The organism is Paenibacillus sp. Soil724D2 (assembly GCF_001427935.1).
GTDB lineage: Bacteria > Bacillota > Bacilli > Paenibacillales > NBRC-103111 > Paenibacillus_E.
This window is the reverse complement of the sequence record NZ_LMRY01000012.1, coordinates 336,722-354,777: the sequence shown is the minus strand read 5'-3', so window position 1 is coordinate 354,777 and position 18,056 is coordinate 336,722. Positions and strand designations below refer to the sequence as shown.

Annotated in this window: 6 protein-coding genes; 2 read left to right on the top strand and 4 right to left on the bottom strand. The window is 46.8% G+C overall.

Annotated elements, in window-relative coordinates:
• Positions 1-7 precede the first annotated feature (7 nt).
• A complete protein-coding gene (locus ASG85_RS14610; protein WP_060646637.1) occupies positions 8-2,710 on the bottom strand; it encodes a UxaA family hydrolase in 2,703 nt (900 codons plus the stop codon).
• A gap of 386 nt (positions 2,711-3,096) precedes the next feature.
• Between ASG85_RS14610 and ASG85_RS14600 the strand changes: the two genes are divergently transcribed.
• A complete protein-coding gene (locus ASG85_RS14600; RefSeq protein WP_057306858.1) occupies positions 3,097-3,999 on the top strand; it encodes an AraC family transcriptional regulator in 903 nt (300 codons plus the stop codon).
• Positions 4,000-4,222: 223 nt separating this feature from the next.
• The gene (locus ASG85_RS39870) at positions 4,223-4,675 is read left to right on the top strand and encodes a restriction endonuclease (protein ID WP_082588086.1); all 453 of its coding nucleotides are present in this window, start codon (positions 4,223-4,225) and stop codon (positions 4,673-4,675) included.
• A gap of 730 nt (positions 4,676-5,405) precedes the next feature.
• On the opposite strand, the gene ASG85_RS14595 is transcribed toward ASG85_RS39870, so the two are convergent.
• The 3 genes from ASG85_RS14595 to ASG85_RS14585 form a co-directional block, all read right to left on the bottom strand.
• Complete coding sequence (locus ASG85_RS14595) at positions 5,406-9,047, bottom strand: immunoglobulin-like domain-containing protein (RefSeq protein WP_060646635.1); 3,642 nt, start codon at positions 9,045-9,047, stop codon at positions 5,406-5,408.
• A 4-nt stretch (positions 9,048-9,051) separates the two neighbouring features.
• Positions 9,052-12,042: a GH92 family glycosyl hydrolase gene (locus ASG85_RS14590; RefSeq protein ID WP_060646634.1), complete on the bottom strand. Its 2,991-nt coding sequence runs from the start codon at positions 12,040-12,042 to the stop codon at positions 9,052-9,054.
• 81 nt (positions 12,043-12,123) lie between these two features.
• Positions 12,124-18,024 (bottom strand): GH92 family glycosyl hydrolase, encoded by a 5,901-nt coding sequence (locus ASG85_RS14585; RefSeq protein ID WP_060646633.1) that lies wholly within the window; start codon positions 18,022-18,024, stop codon positions 12,124-12,126.
• Positions 18,025-18,056 lie beyond the last annotated feature (32 nt).

The following is an 18,056-nucleotide window of genomic DNA, read 5'->3' as shown; positions in this document are numbered from 1 at the left end:
GTCTGCCTTATAACGACACGCCTAAAAAACCCCGTGTCATTTGAAAATCGATACTACCTTGCTGATAGAGACGCGGTACATAAGTATGTTCTAAGATTTCTTTGCTGCGCTCGAGAATATGATTCATCCATAAGCTCGGGTTGCCCTCGAGTTCCAAATCAATATCTTGCTTATGGTTATGCAGCACGGCCTGTTCCGACGTCACTTGCAGCATTGGGACGAAAGGATGCGTCTGCATTGGACGATCACCGATCAGCGCGATTATTAATTCCACACCTGTGGCGGCGAGTCCTGTGATCGTCTCCACCCCATGCTTTGTTGGAGTATCCATAATGTGGAAACCGTTTCGGCGGACATGTTCCCCATAGGCGATAGACGGGCCCACTTGATACGCGCTAAATAGATGCTGACTGAATGCATCCTCGGTTAGCAATCCGCTGTTATCGGGAACGACGACCAAGCCTCCGGATCCGACAATCAGCTTGGTTAGTAGTCCCAGCTGCTCGCCGGCATCTTTGTTAATGGCACCAACGCTTACGATCCCGATGCGCAGCCCTTCCAAACCGACCGTCACCTTCTCCGCAGTATCGGCCTCAATCAATCGATCGGCGAACCAGGCCTCTACCTTCTCGCTGACCTTGGCAATTCCGCCGTCGAGCTGAATGCTGGCATATCCAAGACGGCTCGCATCGACGCCCATCACATCCATCTGATGGCGCATGTAGTCATTATGCGTTTTCTCGCAGCCATGCTCCAGCAGCAAACAATGCTCCACCATCGGATGCGTAATATAGCCGATCATCGTGCGGGCAAACAGCGATTCAGCTGGCCCCCCTGAGGTGCCGCAGCCTTCCGTGTGCGCCAATGTTACGAAGCGCGAGAGCTCAGGCTGCCCCGCTCCTTGCTCGTTCAGGCGCTTTGTGATCATGCTCGCTACCTGTCCAGCACAAAGACTGGTCGGCACGATCAAGCCAATATTGTCACTAGACTGCCGATTGCGATGTCGAGTAAAGGAAAACTGGATCGGGTTAGCCATCGTTATCGCATCATCTTGAATGTCTATCGGAGCTCCTGTCGGTACAGGAGTGTGAAGCAGCATCTCCAGCTGACTCGCATCGTTCTGCTGCCAGTTGCGCCAAATTTGTACTTGGGCATGGCCCGCCTTCTCGCCGACGCTTCGCTGACCAGAGGCAATTTGGAGCGCCAACTCGAATACCTCTTGGCCCAGCTCATCCATCGACTTGCCTTCCAGATACTGCCCCGCGTTCACATCCATATCGTTCGAAAGCAATTGGAAGCGGCGAGTTGTCGTGACCACTTTGACCGTAGGCACATATGGAAAGTTAGTGATCGAACCATTTCCCGTTGTAAAGAAAATCATGTTGCAGCCTGCGGCTACCTGTCCGGCGATGCTCTCCAGGTCATTGCCAGGGCTATCCATGAAATAGTAACCGCCATCCTTCATGAGCTCCCCGTACTCAGTTGCATAATCGATCCGCGTTGTCGGGTCTTTCTTCATAGCGGCGCCTATAGATTTGAGATAGATGTTGTACAAGCCGCGATACATGTTGCCACCTGACGGGTTACCTTCCGCACTGGTACCGTGCCAAGACGTGCGCTCCTTAAATCGGTTCACAAGTTCCAGAAATTTGCGCGCGGTTTCAACGTTGCGTACTTTCGAGAGGACATAGGGCTCCGCGCCAATCAACTCATCCGTTTCAGCTAGACTAGCAGCACCGCCGTAACGCACCAATTGTTCCGAAACCCAACCGAGCAGCGGATTCGCGGATACCCCGGAAAATGCGTCCGAACCGCCGCACTGCAAGCCGATTCGCAAGTGGCGGATGGATTCAGGCGTTCGCTGCATCGTGTTGACCGCCCACAGCCATTCGCGTACTAAAGCTTCACCATTAACCAGCTCCTCTTCGAAGCTGCCTGTGAGCGACACGAACTTATGCAGGACTTCATCGATCGGATAGCTATGCTCACGTGCATAAGCCTCCACCATCTTGTTCGTGACCGATTCATTGCCATAATCGACAACCAATACCGCTCCGACGTTCGGGTTGACCATGAAACCTGCGAGCGTCCGCAGCAGTAATTCCACATTATTCGGCTTTTCTGTGCCGCCCTCCGTGTGAGCGACGGGAACGATCCCGTCTATATTCGAATCTTTCTTCCATTCGCCTTGCAGACGAGTGGCAAGCTCATTCACGTAGCTCCCCGTATGCGAGGTGGTGCCGAGCAGTACGATGTAGTTCCGAGTGCCAACCCCGCGATCTTTATGGCGGCGATATCCCATGAAAGTTCGGGTATCCGTATAAGCTGGCGATGCCTGAGCCGGCCGGAAGTTTTCCTCGTCAAAGATAAAAGGAGAAACTTGATCCGCGAAATTGGGCTCCGCCGGCACCGCGAATGTCAGTTGGCGCACACTGAGCGCTTCCCGTACTGTTTCGTTGATCACATAGTGGCCGGGCTGAATCGGCTGAATCGCCACGCCGAATGGCAAATGCCACGAAAGCAGATCTTCACCAGGAGCAATCGCTTTCACCGCAAATCGATGGCCTTCCATAACCGTGTAATCCAAGGTGAGGATTTGGCCTTCATACTGAATGGTGGTACCGGAGTTCAATTGCTGAATCGCAACGGCGCAGTTATCCCCGGGTAAGGGAAGTCTCGCTACTTCTTCAAATTGGTATACGACGTCCATCGATGACTGGCTCCTTTGATGAGATTTTCCGAACAACACAAATACTACGTCAGCCTATAATAGAATAATTTGAGTTTCTTCCAAAATTAGTGCTCTGTATAGATAACAATATCTCCGTCCAGTTGATGAGCTTGCAGGCAAAAAGTCTCAGTACCTCCGTCAACTTCGGTGTAATCCATCCATCATCTTTCCGCTGCATACTCCAAAAATTTAATGGCATCAATTTTTTAGCATGCATAGCCTCCTTGATTTCGGTGTGCATACCTATTATTGTACCAGGACTACGGCATTTGTTAATTCTTTACCTTTGCAAAAACATACTCTATTTTGATATTCTATAAATAAGACAAATTAATGAAGTGAGATGATCTAGGGAGGTTCGGAAAATGCAAAAACCGCTAATAAAAAACTTTATTAACGACCCCCTCTTGCCATTTGACATTGTATTTAAGGACAAAAAGACACCGAACCGTGAACTACCAGAGCATCTTCATGATCGCTTTGAATTAGTTTATGTTTATAGTGGAAAAGGTACGTTTTTCTTAAATCAAATGCTCTATGAGATGAATGAAGGAGACCTCTTCATCATTCCTGGCAATACCATCCATCAGGCATTGCCAGATTCTGAATCTCCTATTACGGCCACTGCTATCTTTTTCGATCCGCAACTGATCGGACATTATTCATCAGCTGATTCGTTTACGAATATGCAAGTTTTTGACCGAGCCCGAAAAAATAAGAGCTATAAGCTTGTTGTCCCAGCAACCATACGCCCTCTGTTTGAAGAAAAACTCAAACAAATGCATGAAGAATTGGAACAACACGAAGCTGGTTTTAGATACGCTGTTCAACTGAATTTAAATAGCCTTTTGATCATCATAAATCGTTTGATATTAAAAGAATCCCATCATCAACTGGCCGCGTCCGATGTCTGTCCCTCCTGGTTACTAAACATACTTCAACACTTAGATCAGTTTCACACTGACCAAATCGCTGGACTTTCGTATTTGGCTAAGCACTCTTCAGTATCAGCCGCTCATTTATCTAGAGCGTTTAAACAATTAACCGGGATGAATATCACTGACTATGTGAATGCCAAGCGAATTTCAACTGCAAAGGAGCTGCTTTTAACTACCAACTTAGGTATTGATACGATCGCCCACAATTGCGGTTATGAGAGTTTACCTTATTTTCATAAGTTATTTAAGAAGTTTACTGGCGTTACCCCAGGCATATACCGAAGAAAAGTATTAGAAAGCCGAAAACAATTCCGAAATGAATATTATTAAAAAAGCAGATGAGGTGTATCCAATCTGCTTTTTCATGATCTGAATCGATCCAAGTTTATGCCTTGCATAGCTTGCAGCTCCGCCCACTTTCCACTAAATTACTTAGTACGAATAACCAAATGTATAAAACAATTGCAATGGGTTTGTATTATCGATTTAAAAAAGAAGACGAATTAAACAAACAGACCTTCACTAGCAACTTTATAAAGAACAATCCTTACGAATTCGAATATTTAGTAGCCGATATTCTACAGGGAATATACGGAGGGAAAACATATGTTACACAAAGTTCGGGCGATTATGGGTAGACATCGAACATCAACGGAGTAACGGTCTCTTTCTTGTTCAAGTAAAATGCTATAAAGAGGATGTCTCTTTTGATCCAATTGCTATTATCCATTCTCAAATTGTCAAACAGAATGCTAGAAGTGGCATTGTACTTACGACAAGTGGATTTACTTCAAACGCACAAAAGTATGCAAAAGAAGTCGGTGTGGAATTGATTGATGGGCTTCAACTTGTTCATTATTGGTCACTCTATATGCAAAAACAAGCACATGAACTTGGCCACTCTAACAACGATGCAAATGACAATAATCATGATTTAGTGGACGACAGAGAAAATAATTTGACTCATAATATTTTTATTACATTGTTGAAGTGTATTGCTTGTTAGTAAAAGTAAACGAACCCATCTCTTCAAAATGGAACTCACGTACTTCCATTTTAAAGAGAAGGGCTATAGGGTATTTCAGACATGACGGAGTAGGAGCCATAACGAGTTCATCCTATTTTGTATGAACAGGTTGATTATGAAACATAAATTTTGAATAATAAAAATTACAGCCTGAGGAAGAAAATGTCGTTAAGATTCAAAATCTCATGAAAATACACCTTTTTATAATGATCTTGTGCATCCACCCACATGAGGATGCAGGAGTAGAAGTAGTTGTTGCATTACTAATTGTTGTCTTTGCTTTTGAATCACTATCATCCTCACAAGCTGCAAAAATCATTATCATCATTAAAAAAACGGACTGTTTTTAAGAATATCCCTCCGCAGTTATACTTGAACTTTCAATGTCTCAGATAGAACACTTTTCATGCATATTTTAATATAGAAAGAAACCCTTTATTAAATCGCTTTAAGAGTATTACCCAGAAATGAAAGCGTTTTATTTTTACCCTACTATATATCCAATTTGACTGTATTGCAATCAAAAATCGAAAAAAATTGGTTGATAAAGAAGTGGGATTTAAGACAAAAATGGCATACAAAAGATACCTCTGCAGAACAATTTCCGGGTAATCGAAAACTAAGTGAAGAGGGTAGTCCCTCAGGTTTATACCTTATGGGACAGCCCCTCATGAGTGGGACAAAAGAGGATTCATTCACTTTTCCAATTCTACAAACTGAGAATCAATCTTGCTGAGAACGCCAGATCGGCAATATCAATGATGCCATCGTTAGTCAGGTCAGCTTTCTTGTACAATTGCCAGTTTGGATCTTCGGATGTTTTTCCATAGTATGATGCCATGATAGCCAGATCGCCGATACTGAATCTGTTGTCTCCGTTAGAATCACCCGGGAGCTGAGTAATCATGGATGTCCGGAAAGTTTGTAATGCTACCAGCAATTCAGCTGCCGCCTGATCCACTTGCACTTGGGTGGATTGTACCTGATCAGCTACCCCTTTAGCTGTATGGATCGCCGATTGGAACGTAAGCTTGGAACCAACCGGGTACTGGCCATTTCCGCTTCCTTCCAATGCTGCATCATGCGTTGATTGTGCCGTGGCAATTAGTGCAATGAGCGCAGCTTTGTCAACAACGGTTATTTGTATACGGTGTGAAGCGCCTTCCACATCAGTTTCCACTCCATCACCGTCAGAGATGACCACTTTGGACAGCGTAATGGCAGTAGTCGCCGCTGCCGTAACGGGCTTGACTTTCCATTGCAGAGTCAGCAATCCGCTCGCGGTGGTCACTCTGTTTGTTCCAATATTGGCTGCAAGAATCCGAACTTGCCCGGATGTCTCCTTCTTATCTACAACCTGGAATCCATCTACGAGGGACTTCGCCGAAATAAATTCCACTGCTGCCGGGTCATACGTAATGGTCAAATCCTGTGCAAAAATGTTCGGGTTCGCACTTCTCAAATCGTACGTAAGATCGAACAGTATACCTCGCATGACATGGTCAGCGCCTTGTAGAGTCACTTTGTACGATATTGGTGCTCCGTTTACCGCGAAATCGAGGCTATATGTCTTCTTCGTGACTCCATCCTCCGCGGTTACCACAATCACAGCGCTGCCCGGCAGGTTTGCCGCCTGTGTAATCTTCACATCTGCAGATGAATCCGCAACCGTCGCAGCAGTAACGGGAGCTTGAGTCGTACCTTCCGGAAGTACAACTGTATAAGAAACGACATCTTTGTCGAATCCAGCTATCGGATTCCCATTAACCCTAATTCCACTCAGATTCGCATTATCGCTTACAGGTTCTTCGCTTTCACCAAGCGCAAGAACCGTCACTATAAAGGTCTTGGTCATGCTTGTAGCGCCGCTGCTGATCGTCGCCGTCAATGCTACAGTTACATGGGGTTGATCAAAGCATGGCTGCACGACCCTACCATGGAAATCAATCACTTCCGGGTCTGAACTCGCCCACGTGATGACAACGTCCGGAAGTCCTGTCACGCTGATAGGCAAATTTAAATTGCTTACAACGGCATTAGTGTTTCCTAGAACAAGCGCTTCCGCAGCTAAAATCGCCTTCTCCTCATCTGCACTCATCGCTTTCACGATGATCGTGAAGGTCCGTGCAGCGGATTCGATCCCTTTCGTCAAAGTAGCGGTCAGCATGACTTCTGCATCCGGCTGCCCAACTCCAGGACGATGGACAAGTCCTGTTTCACTAAATACTGCGGGATTCGAACTCTCCCAAGTGATCTTCGAGCCAAATCGGGAGCTATCCGGCAAGTACACACTCTTTGTCACCGTGGTGATGTTGTGGAGCTCAAGCTCTACTAGATCCGCAGTCACATCTCCCTTGTCTCCTTGTGCAACTACCGTTACCGTAAACGATTTGGTCGCAACGGCCGACCCGCTGGTGATCGTAGCTGTTAATGTCACCACCGCATCCGCTATACCAGCGTTAGGGCGAGTCACATCACCTGTTTCGTCAATCACTGTAGGTTTCGAGCTTGCCCATGTGATTGACGATTTGTATTTGCCCGTCGCGATCAAACCAAGATCATCCGCGACTGCACTTGTTTCTCCCAGTTGAAGTGCCGTTTGGTCCCAGGCAACCGATTCTGCATCGCTCATCGGAAGCACATAAACGAGAAACTCCTTCATTGCAATCGAGTCACCTTTTCGGATAGTCGCTGTCAGTTTCACCTCTGCACTTGGGTCACCTCGCAGCGGCCTTGCTGCAAGTTGACCTGCATCGCTCAACACGAGCGGATTCAAGCTCTCCCAAATGATGGTAGTTTGCTGTTCGCCCGCAGTAGGCAAGCTTAAATCAGTACGCACAGCAGATGTATCACCTAAACTTAAAGCAGCTTTCGCAGTGTTCACAGCCTGTGTGTTGTTTTCCCCGATTGAGGAATCATGATTGATCGTTATATCGTCGACGGTGCCACGGAAATATCCAGCAACCGTTCCGCTGGAGTCAAATCCGAATAGAATTTTATCGATGATTTTTCCGTTGGCTGCTTGACCGATATTGGCTGTAATCAAATTCCATTGATCTTCGACAACAAATCCGCCTTTGCCTTGGGCATTGGGATGGATCGTAACGCCATATTGATCCTTGGCACCCAAATCGTGCAGGTAGGTTCCGTCGGTAAACAAAACATCAAGCGCCACATATTTGCTCGTTGTTCGCACCAGCGACGGTATCACATCGGACTCCTTTTCCGGGAATACCCAATAGGAGAGGGTTGTGGATGGTTTAACCGCAATCTCTGCATCGAAGATTTGGTTGTATGCGTAAGACTGATCAGCGTTTAAGGCGTTTCCGGAAAACTGTAAGGCACCCGCTCCATTATGCGCGCCTGTTCCCTTTTTGGATTCCATCCCTCCGATCGCACAGCAAAATTCTCCGATATGTTGCGTCATAGATAACAGTCGGTACGTATCGTCCGGACCGTTCGTGTCGGTCGGTGCGGGATCGCCCGATTCAAAGCCGGAATCAAAATCGATCCCCGACTCGTATTGAGAGTCGACCTCACTGATTGCCAAAACTTTTACGATAAATGGTTTGGTTTGCGTCAAGGACCCTTTCTGCACAGTTGCTGTGATCGTGAGACTTGCATTAGGCTGACCTAATTCCGGGCGTTTCACCAATTTCCCCTTATGACTGATCACAGATGGGTTTGAGCTTGCCCATGTAACTGTCGTTCCTTTAATAAATGTTGTTGGAAGTACTACCCCTTTCGTTAATGCACTTGTATCACCAAGTTCAAGAGCTGTAACTGCTAACGCTAAGGAATCATTATCATCCAGTTCTACATCGAACAATTTCCAATCGGCTAATTGCGTATTGGTCGACTCTCCGTTGTTATTTAGAATGAATAGGCGGTAGTATGCGTATTCCTTCACTTTATCGTCCGCAATCTTGTACTCTTTCGTTTGAAATCGTGCGCTGAACGTTTGATTGCTTTGCTCATCCAGTACATTCCAATTTACTCCATCGTTCGAACCCTCGACTCTCCAGTTTCTAGGATCCCTTGTCGGCGCATCATTGGCTGACACCATTGCGTATTTTTTCACTGCCTGCTTGTCGCCGTATTTGAATTGAATTTGCACCCAAACATTCGTTGTTTGTGGCCCCAGCCATTTCGTATTCGAATTATTATCGAACAATTTCTCAGCTGTTTCACTTGGCGGATTTTCTTTGCTAAATTTCACGGTTAGATTGTTGGCAAGAGCAACGTTGACCAAATCCCCAGGAACCGCATGAACCGGTAAATCCGGAAGCAGGCTGAGCATCAGCACGGTAAAGAGCAGAGCATATAAACTGCCCAAAAGTTTTTTCTTCATGCTCCTAAAACCTCCTTCCTGACGTACAAGCTGCTCCGTTCAGCGACAGCTGTTGATGGACTTTATCTGTCACGGACATTGGAACCAGTGGTTCAGGAGGAGTTATGGCCCAGCTCGTATTTGGCGTCGAACCGAGTGTAAATTCAAGATCTGCTCCGTCTTTTAATAAATCATAGGGAATCCACGTGCTGTCATAACTGTTCCCGTTCAGCTTTAAACTTTGTATATATTTCGACTCTTCCGATGCGCCATGACCGATGATCTTGATCTGTTTGCATGCGCCTAAATTAATGATTGTTTCTTCGAACAGCGGACCATTCATTGAAAAACCCCCGATCCCCGGAATGGATGGGTACATCCCTAAAGCAGCTAGCACGAACCATGCAGAGCCAGCGCCCAAATCGTTATTGCCGATTAATCCAGCCGGACCGTCATGGAACAGCTCGATCATCCCTTTACGCACAATCTGCTGCGTTTTCCAAGGCTGACCGGCAAAATTATAGGCCCAAGGAATGCCGTAACTCGGTTGATTGCCGAGGAAGGAATGTGGTTTTGTGGATCCGGCATTCAATTCTTGGAAGAAGAAGTCGAGTCTGTCCCTTGCAGCGTCTAAGCCGCCCATTTTCTCAAACAAGGCCTTATAATCAAAGGGAAGCACCCAGGTATATTGGGCCGAGTTCGCTTCTTGAAAACCGTGTTCGCTCGCAGGATCGAAGCTGGCCTCGAAATTTCCGTTCGCCATTCGCGGTTGAAGATAGCCGTCCTTGAACGATTTCTTCCAGCTTTGCGAACGATTCAAATAGTTATTGTATTTCTCTTCATCGCCAATCGCTTTGGCAAACTGAGCAATCGCAAAATCCGCGTTATTATATTCAGGAATATAGCCGGTAACCCACCCGCCTCTTTCAATCGGAATGTAGCCAAGCTGCAAATAGTCGGCAAGATTAAATCGGCCATTTAAGCTGGATGGGGTTGAAGCATGGAAGTCCATGACCTTCAGAGCTTCTTGTAAATTAAAGTTTCTTGCCCCAAATGCGTACATATTGGAGATCGTAATCGATGCGGGATCACCGTTCATCACATTTGTTTCGGAATTGGCAATACTCCATTTCGGCAAAAAACCGCTCCTGCTTTTAGCATCATCGACAAAAGATTGTGCGATATCTGAACCGATGTCCGGGAAAAGAAGTGCGATTAACTGCATTTGTGTCCGGTATACATCCCAGCCGGAGAAAGTGGAATAGTGCGTATACTTCCCTCCGGTATTATAAATCTTTTGGTCAAAGCCTCTGTAATCGCCGTTCACATCGCTGTACACATTCGGATGAATCAAGGAATGATACAAGAAGGAGTAGAACATCCGCTTATGCTTATCTGTCCTCCCGGAAACTTGAATGGTGGCCAGCATCTTTTTCCATTTGGCTTGTGCAGATTGTTTCACAGATTCGAAGTTCCAACCGGGATTTTCGGTTTTCAAATTTAATTTGGCATGCTCGATATCGGTGTACGAAACCGCTACCTTCACATACACCTCCTTATGTTCGGTAGTGTCAAACCTGACATAGCCGCCGATCTTACGATTATCTGGAATATCGGATCTTTCGGATACGTTGTTCTTTGAAATCTGAGCGCCTTTATACGTACCGACTTCAGTGAATGGCTGGCTGAACTCTGCTGCGAAATAAACGGTGTAATTGTTCGTATTTTCCGCTAAAGTTCCACTTCCTTTACTGCCGCAAAATCCGCCTGCATTCACAAAGCCCGTCACCATCCGGTTGCCCGGATCAATGTTCACGTTGGCATCCCGGACACCCGTGCCGTTAATTCCCGTATTAATCAACATCATCGCCTGCGTGGAGGAAGGATAGGTGAATCTTCCGATACTGGTTCTTTCGGTTGCTGTGAATTCTGTTTTAACTTTGTATTTATCCAGTAAAACACTGTAATAACCGGGGACTGCTGTTTCATTGCTGTGCCTAAAAGGTGAAGCGTAATCCTCGAAATTTGTTGCCGGAGATTTGACCAACCCGCCAACAACAGGTAAGAAGGGCACGTTCTGAGCAATATCACATCCAGGTCCGTCAATATGTGTTAAGCTGAATCCAGAAATGGATTTCCGGTCGTAATCATAACCCGAGCCCAAGGGAGCTTTACCTGAACCAAGATCGTTATAGCCGGTATCCGGGCTCCACTGAATCATGCCAAAAGGCACGACCGCCCCCGGAAACGTATTCCCCCTGTTGCCGCCGAAGCCGATGATGTCCAGATCATTATTTTGGGATCCTAGAAAGGGATTCGCATACTCCAAGGCATCGAATTCAGAGTTTCGGACTTGGATTTCATCGATAAAGCCCCGGTATGTACCGCTTTTGCCCGACTGCTCGTAGGAAACAAGGATGCGCTTTATCGTTTTTCCTGAAGCTGCAAGGCCGATTTTTGAAGTTGTGAAGTTCCACGTGTCTAACGCCAATTGGTTACCCTTGCCTTGTTCTACTGGGTTCATTTTGATGCCATGTTGATCCACAGCGTCGGTATTGTGCAGATATGTGCCGTCTTCAAAGGCTAGATCAATGGAGACATAGGTGCTGTTTGTTCCATTGTTTACGGAATTACCATCGAGAACGGAGTGGCTTAGCGGATGAAGCCAATACGATAATGTTGTATTCGATTTAACAGGAATGTTGACATCAAACACTTTGTTGTACGCGTAGGCATGACCTGCGCTCACAGCTTTACCCGCAAATAACAACGACCTTTTCCCGGATTGGCTTTTCTCGCCCGTTACGGAAGATGTCGCTTGAATAACGTCTTGGCTTGCTTCTGATTCATTTTCCCAGATTGGTTTTAGGGCTTCTTTGCTTTCAAATCCTGCATAAAATGTCGGTGCAGCAGCATCTGCGGTCTGAACGAACGTCGGCGGGATGAACACAATTCCCCACAGCAGCAAAAAGCAAAGCACAAGACGGAACGATTTCTGCATAGCCTTTCTTACCATCGGCAAATACCTCCAACTTTTTACTCCATGAAAAAATCGGGAGGACGGTGAAACCACCCTTTATCCTCCCGACGCAAAGCTTTAACCAAGAATCTTGTTTGCTATGAGCGCAAGGTCGACGATATCGATCACGCCGTCGTTATTCAGATCCGCTTTCTTGTACAAGTTCCAATTCACATCGCCGGATGTTTTGCCATAGTAGGCGGCCATTATTCCCAAGTCACCGATACTGACCTTATCGTCGCCGTTAACATCTCCTGGAATACGTGTATTCACGGAGGCACGGAAGCCTTCCAAAGCCGTATTCAATACAGTCACCGCCTGATCGACTTGCGATTGCGTAGCCGCAGTATCGCCAGCAATTTGGCTAGCCGTTTGAATAGCAGCTAGCAGAATCGCTTTGGAGCCAGCAGGATATTGACCGATGCCAGTGCCTTCTACTGCAGCGTCATGCGCCGATTGCGCTTGTGCGATCAAAGCGTTAAGCGCCTTTTTGTCCACCGTGTTGATGATGGAGTTCTTGAACGTTAGCAGCGCTGTATTCAGCTGAACGCCCGCCGAGTCAACTTCATTCTGCGTGCCTTGCGTGCTTTCAGCTACGACTTTAGCAGCGTTGATGGCCGTTTGCAGCGCTGCTTTCGAACCTGCCGGATACTGGCCGTATTTGCTGCCTTCAACTGCCGTATCATGGAAAGCTTGTGCTTCGGCAATCAAGCTGTTGAGCGCCGTTTTATCTACGCTTGAAAAACGTATCGTTTTCGAAGCGCCCGGCAATTCCGCCTCCACACCTTCTCCGTCCGCAACAACAACATGGTGAACGGCTATGGTGCCGGTTGCTCCAAGCTCAGCTGCTTTAGCTTGGAAATGAAGCTTCAGCAAGGCTCCATTCGGATTCGAAGCGCTCGATCCTACATGAACCGCAAGAATTCGGATTTGGCCTGGCGTTGCCTTTTTATCCACAATCACAAAGTCGTTATCTTTCAAGGATTCCCCGGATTGCCAGTCAAATTTGTCGGCATCATACGTAACGGTGATATCCTGGCCATATACACTTTGAGTCACACTACCCAGTCCATAGATCAAATCAAAGGTTTGGCCCGCCACAACAGTCGAGCTTCCTGATACTACTGCACCAGGCTCGCTTTGAGCGTGTTCGATCGCGATATCATCGAAAAGTCCTCGTGAATATCCAGTTTTCCCTGTACCGTTGAAGGAAATGAGGATTTTATCCACCCTTTTCCCAGCTGCCACTGCTCCGATGTTGGATGAAACGAAATTCCATTGATCGGCAATCAGCTTACCGCCATTTCCTTGAGCCAGTGGATTGAGGCCGATGCCATTCTGATCGGTGGCACCCAAATTGTGCAAATAAGTGCCGTCAGTGAACAGCAGGTCTACCGCATAATGTTGGCTCGTTGTTCTTACGTTGCCGGGAAGCACAGTTGCGGCACTGCCTTCCGGATAGATCCAGTATGAAAGCACGGTGGAAGGCTTGATGTCGAACTCAGCATCAAACATCTGATTGTATGCATAGTTCTCAGCCGCATTCGTCGCATTGCCTGAATACAGAATCGCCGTTGAGCTGCTATTACGGCCTGGTGTGCCGGCCTTCGTTTCCATGCCTCCGATACCACAGCAGAATTCACTGATGTTCTTGGAATCAATTGTATGGTTTTCCCAAGTCGGCATAACATCACCTGGTTCCAGTCCAGTCTTGAAATCAATGCCGGCGCCATAATGCAGATCTGCTGCAGTGATCGCAAGCACTGTAATGTTTATTGTTTTCGTTGCATGTGCGCTTCCTCTTTGCACCGTTGCCGTCAACGTTAGGCTCTCGTTCTGCTGTCCTAAATCCGGACGTTTCAAAATTTTTCCTTCCTTACTCACGACTGACGGTTTGGAGCTTTCCCAATTAATTGTCGTACCGTACTCGATGTTTTCGTTAGGCAGACTCAACTTTTTGGTGACTGCACTCGTGTCGCCCAAATCCAGACTTTGCAAGGTTTCCGCTACGGCGACTTCATCGCTTGCAGCAGGTACCGGGTAGCCAAGGAGCTCGATTTCAGCGAACGAAGTGGTAGCAGCGCCGGAGTTTGCGCTAACCTCTAAACGGTAATAAGCGTATTTATCCGGATGCTGTATCGTAAATGGGCGAGTAAATGAACGCGAAGCAAAGGTTTCGTTCGTTCTTTCATCCAATACGCTCCAGTTTTGTCCGTCATTCGAGCCATTCAGCGTCCAGCTTTTTGCATCTCCTTCGGTATTGCCGGAAGTGAGCGTATACATCTTAGCCTGCTTTTTCGAGCCGATGAATTGATATTGAATCCATGGCGTTTGACTGTTGAACGTAACACGGGAAGAAGAATTATTGTCGAACAGATTGCCAATTGTGGAGCTGTTTGCACTATCCGTTACTTTGGCAAATCCTTGAGAAACCATTTTATCCGTCATATCTTTAAGCGGAGTTGGAACGGCCGAGCCTTGAGTAATGGAGGCAGGCACGTCGTTTTCGCCGCTTCCCCATGCGGATGGTGTCGGCCCCATGTCAAAATCCAGTGTTGCGCCAGCTGCAAGGACTGCATGCGGCAGAGATGTTTTCAAATACGCATCGCCATTCACCTTCAAGCTTTGAACGTATTTGTTAGATTTACTATTATTCGGTGCGTTGATAACGAGTTTACTACCGTTTTCGAGATTGATCGTCGCTTTTTTGAATAATGGCGCACCGATCGCATATTCCGGACTTCCCATTTTGAGCGGATAGAAGCCTAAGGAGCCGAAAATGTACCATGCGGACATTTCACCGTTATCTTCATCGCCCGCATAGCCTTGGCCGATCTCGCTGCCCAGATACAGACGGTCAAGCGCTTCGCGAACCTTTTCCTGTGTTTTCCACGGCCTTCCAGCGTAATCATACATGTAAATAATGTGATGCGACGGCTGATTACTGTGTCCATACTGTCCCATTCTTACATCTCTGGCTTCTGTCATCTCGTGAATCACACCGCCATATGAACCCGCATTATCCGTGGAAGCAGGCTCCGGTATGCTGAAGAATTGATCCAGCTTTTCGGCCAGCTTCTCTCTTCCGCCATACAAATTAGCCAAACCTTGGCCGTCTTGCGGTGCATGGAAAGCCATATTCCAAGCATTCGTTTCCGTGTAATCATTACCCCAATCTCTAGGGTCGAAATCTTCAGGTGTCGAACGCCAAGCTCCGCTTGCAGTCCTTCCGTTAAAAAATTTCAAATTCGGGTTAAACATATTGACATAATTTTGCGCTCGGTTGATGTAATATTGTTGATCGTCCTTGTAGTGCGTGTTGTATGGATCGCTTGAGTCGTTTTTCTTAGCCAACGCATCAGCCAGATTCGCGATGCCGTAATCGTTGATATATCCATCCATCGCCCACGCCAGTCCTTCTCCAGTGCCTGTGTTGGTATATCCATCGAACACGGAAGTGGACATTCCTTTTCTTCCGACATTCGAATTAGGCGGTGTGACGGCTGCGTCTTTCAACGCAGATTGATAGAAGCTTTGAACGTCGAAGTTCGTGACACCCTTCAGGTAAGCATCTGCAAAAGCCACATTCGCGCTAGTTCCTACCATCAAGTCGGCATAGCCTGGTGAAGACCATCTGGAGATCCAACCTCCATCCCGATAATGCTGAACGAATCCATCGATAAATTCTCCGGCTTTCGTAGGCGACAATAAACTGTATGCTGGCCAAGCTGTTCGATACGTATCCCAGAAACCATTATTAGCATAAATTTTACCGTCTGCAATTTTAGTGCATGTATTCGTTGCCGTACTCGTCGAACAGGTTGTAACAGGCGTTTGATCGGCATGTTTGTATACCGGCGCTTCCTTGGTGCCGACATTTTCAAACGCTGAGTTTGGATAAAGAAATAAGCGGTACATGTTCGAGTACAAGGTAACTAGCTGGTTTTCTGTAGCACCTTCCACTTGAATAACACCCATTTGCTGATCCCACTGCGTTTGTGCCCTCTCTTTGATCGTTTCGAACGTATCCGCAGGGTTGATTTCAAGTTCCAGGTTTCTCTTCGCTTGATCTAAGCTGATCAGAGAAGTAGCGATCTTCATCGTCACTACTTTATCGGTCGTAGTATCGAATTTGTAGTAAGCCTGCACATTCGTTCCACCGCCGCCGTTGCCAGTAAGCTTGCCGCTTGCAGTGACCGGTTTATCGAAAGTCGCATAGATGAAGATGCGTGTTGCGCCCGTGGAAAGCCCGCTTTTTTGATCCGAATAGCCTGAGATGGTTTGGTTGGCAGCATCGAGTGTAATCCCACCGATATTGCTCTGATTATCAAAAATCAGGTTAGACGAATTTCCCGCAAACGTGAATCGGAACATGGCGGCATGATCTGTTGGCGTGAATTCCGTTTTGAGACCATTTTCAAAGGTGACACCGTAATAGTGGGGTTTCGCGATCTCATTTGCATGCTTGAATGGTAGTGCCCGTGTTGTACGGCTGATACTTGGAGTTCCTGCTGTGTCGGAAGGCATGACATGGAATGTTTGACGGTCGCCCATCCAAGGGCTCGGCTCATGGCTTAAAGCAAAAGCCTGTATCGTCGGGAGGTTATTCGCGTTATTACCTTGGTTGTAGTTATAAGCCCAGTCCGAACCTGCATTTGTTTTCGGTATCCAAAAATTAAAACCATGAGGTACGGCAACGGCAGGGATCGTATTCCCTCTAGAAAAAGAACCGTTTGATTGCGTGCCCCTCAGGATGTTTGCATATTCTGAAAGCCGGCTGTACGTTTTAGGAACGGGATTACCTTCGATTTTCAAATCGTCGATAGTTCCTTTAAATCCTGCTCCAGCTGAAGCCGTAGGGTTATCGTAAGACATGAGGATGCGCTTAATGGTTTTACCTGCTGCAACTGTGCCAATACTCGATTTTTTGAAATTCCATTGGTTGTTATACAGCGTTTTGGAATTTCCTTGATCCTGAGGGTTCAGCTTAACGCCGTGCTGGTCGACTGCGCCGAGATCATGCAAATACGTGCCGTCTGAGAATGCAAGATCAACCGCTGCATAGGTACTGGCGTAATCCATCTTCGCTGTATCCGTAAATTCGGGAGCAATATAATAAGACAACTCGGTATTTGGCGTCACGAGAATATCAACGTCATAAACCTTATTGTAGGAGTATGCTCTACCGTCAACCTTGTGGATACCTGAATAGGTGAATCCTTTTAACCCGGTCCATCCTACATTTGACTTCGCGTTATAAAGCCCTGAAGGACCTTTGGAAACATTCGACTTCATTTCCGATGGAGGCGGCGGCGGGAGCACAATGCCATTTGAAAGTTGGAACTCTGCCAATTGGATAATGGAATCACCGCTGTTTGCGGTAATGTTAAAGCGATAGTATAAGTAAGGGGTTTCATTTACGAAGTCATATTCATGGGTCTGAAAACGCTCACTGAACGATTGGTTCGTTCTCGTATCTAGCGTCGTCCAAGTGCTGCCGTCACTGGAGCCTTCAAGCGTCCAGTTTTTAGGATCCCTCCCTGGAGCATCGTTGGCAGAGGTTAAGGCATACTTTATTACCGCAGTTGGTTCGGAAAGCTTGAATCTTAACCAGCTTGTCGACTCAAAATCCAGCCATTTGGAATTCGAGTTTGCGTCAATCAGATTGATGGGCACTTCACCCGCACCGGTGTTTTCTCCTTTTGCCGTCACTTCAACGACTTTATTTGTAATGCTGCCTGGTATCCCGGTAAAGGGAGTATTTCCGTCGATACCCGACAGCAGACGGTTTCCATCTGCGTCTGTTTCAACGGTATTCTCCCAGGTCACACTGGGATCACTTGCCTCAAATGACGAGAAAAAATCAGCTGTTTCACCAGCTGCTGACGCCCTTTGATTTGAAGGAATGTAAAAAGCCCCTGTTAGAATCGTAAAGCTTGTTGCGATTGCCAGAAACTTCCTAGCTTTCCGGTTACTCATTCCAGAAAACCTCCCATTTGTTTTGTTTTCAA

Bases quoted from the DNA above. Each gene is read 5' to 3' on its own strand.
- ASG85_RS14610 (WP_060646637.1), bottom strand. From the start codon at position 2,710: ATGGACGTCGTATACCAATTTGAAGAAGTAGCGAGACTTCCCTTACCC.
- ASG85_RS14600 (WP_057306858.1), top strand. From the start codon at position 3,097: ATGCAAAAACCGCTAATAAAAAACTTTATTAACGACCCCCTCTTGCCA.
- ASG85_RS14595 (WP_060646635.1), bottom strand. From the start codon at position 9,047: ATGAAGAAAAAACTTTTGGGCAGTTTATATGCTCTGCTCTTTACCGTG.
- ASG85_RS14590 (WP_060646634.1), bottom strand. From the start codon at position 12,042: ATGGTAAGAAAGGCTATGCAGAAATCGTTCCGTCTTGTGCTTTGCTTT.
- ASG85_RS14585 (WP_060646633.1), bottom strand. From the start codon at position 18,024: ATGAGTAACCGGAAAGCTAGGAAGTTTCTGGCAATCGCAACAAGCTTT.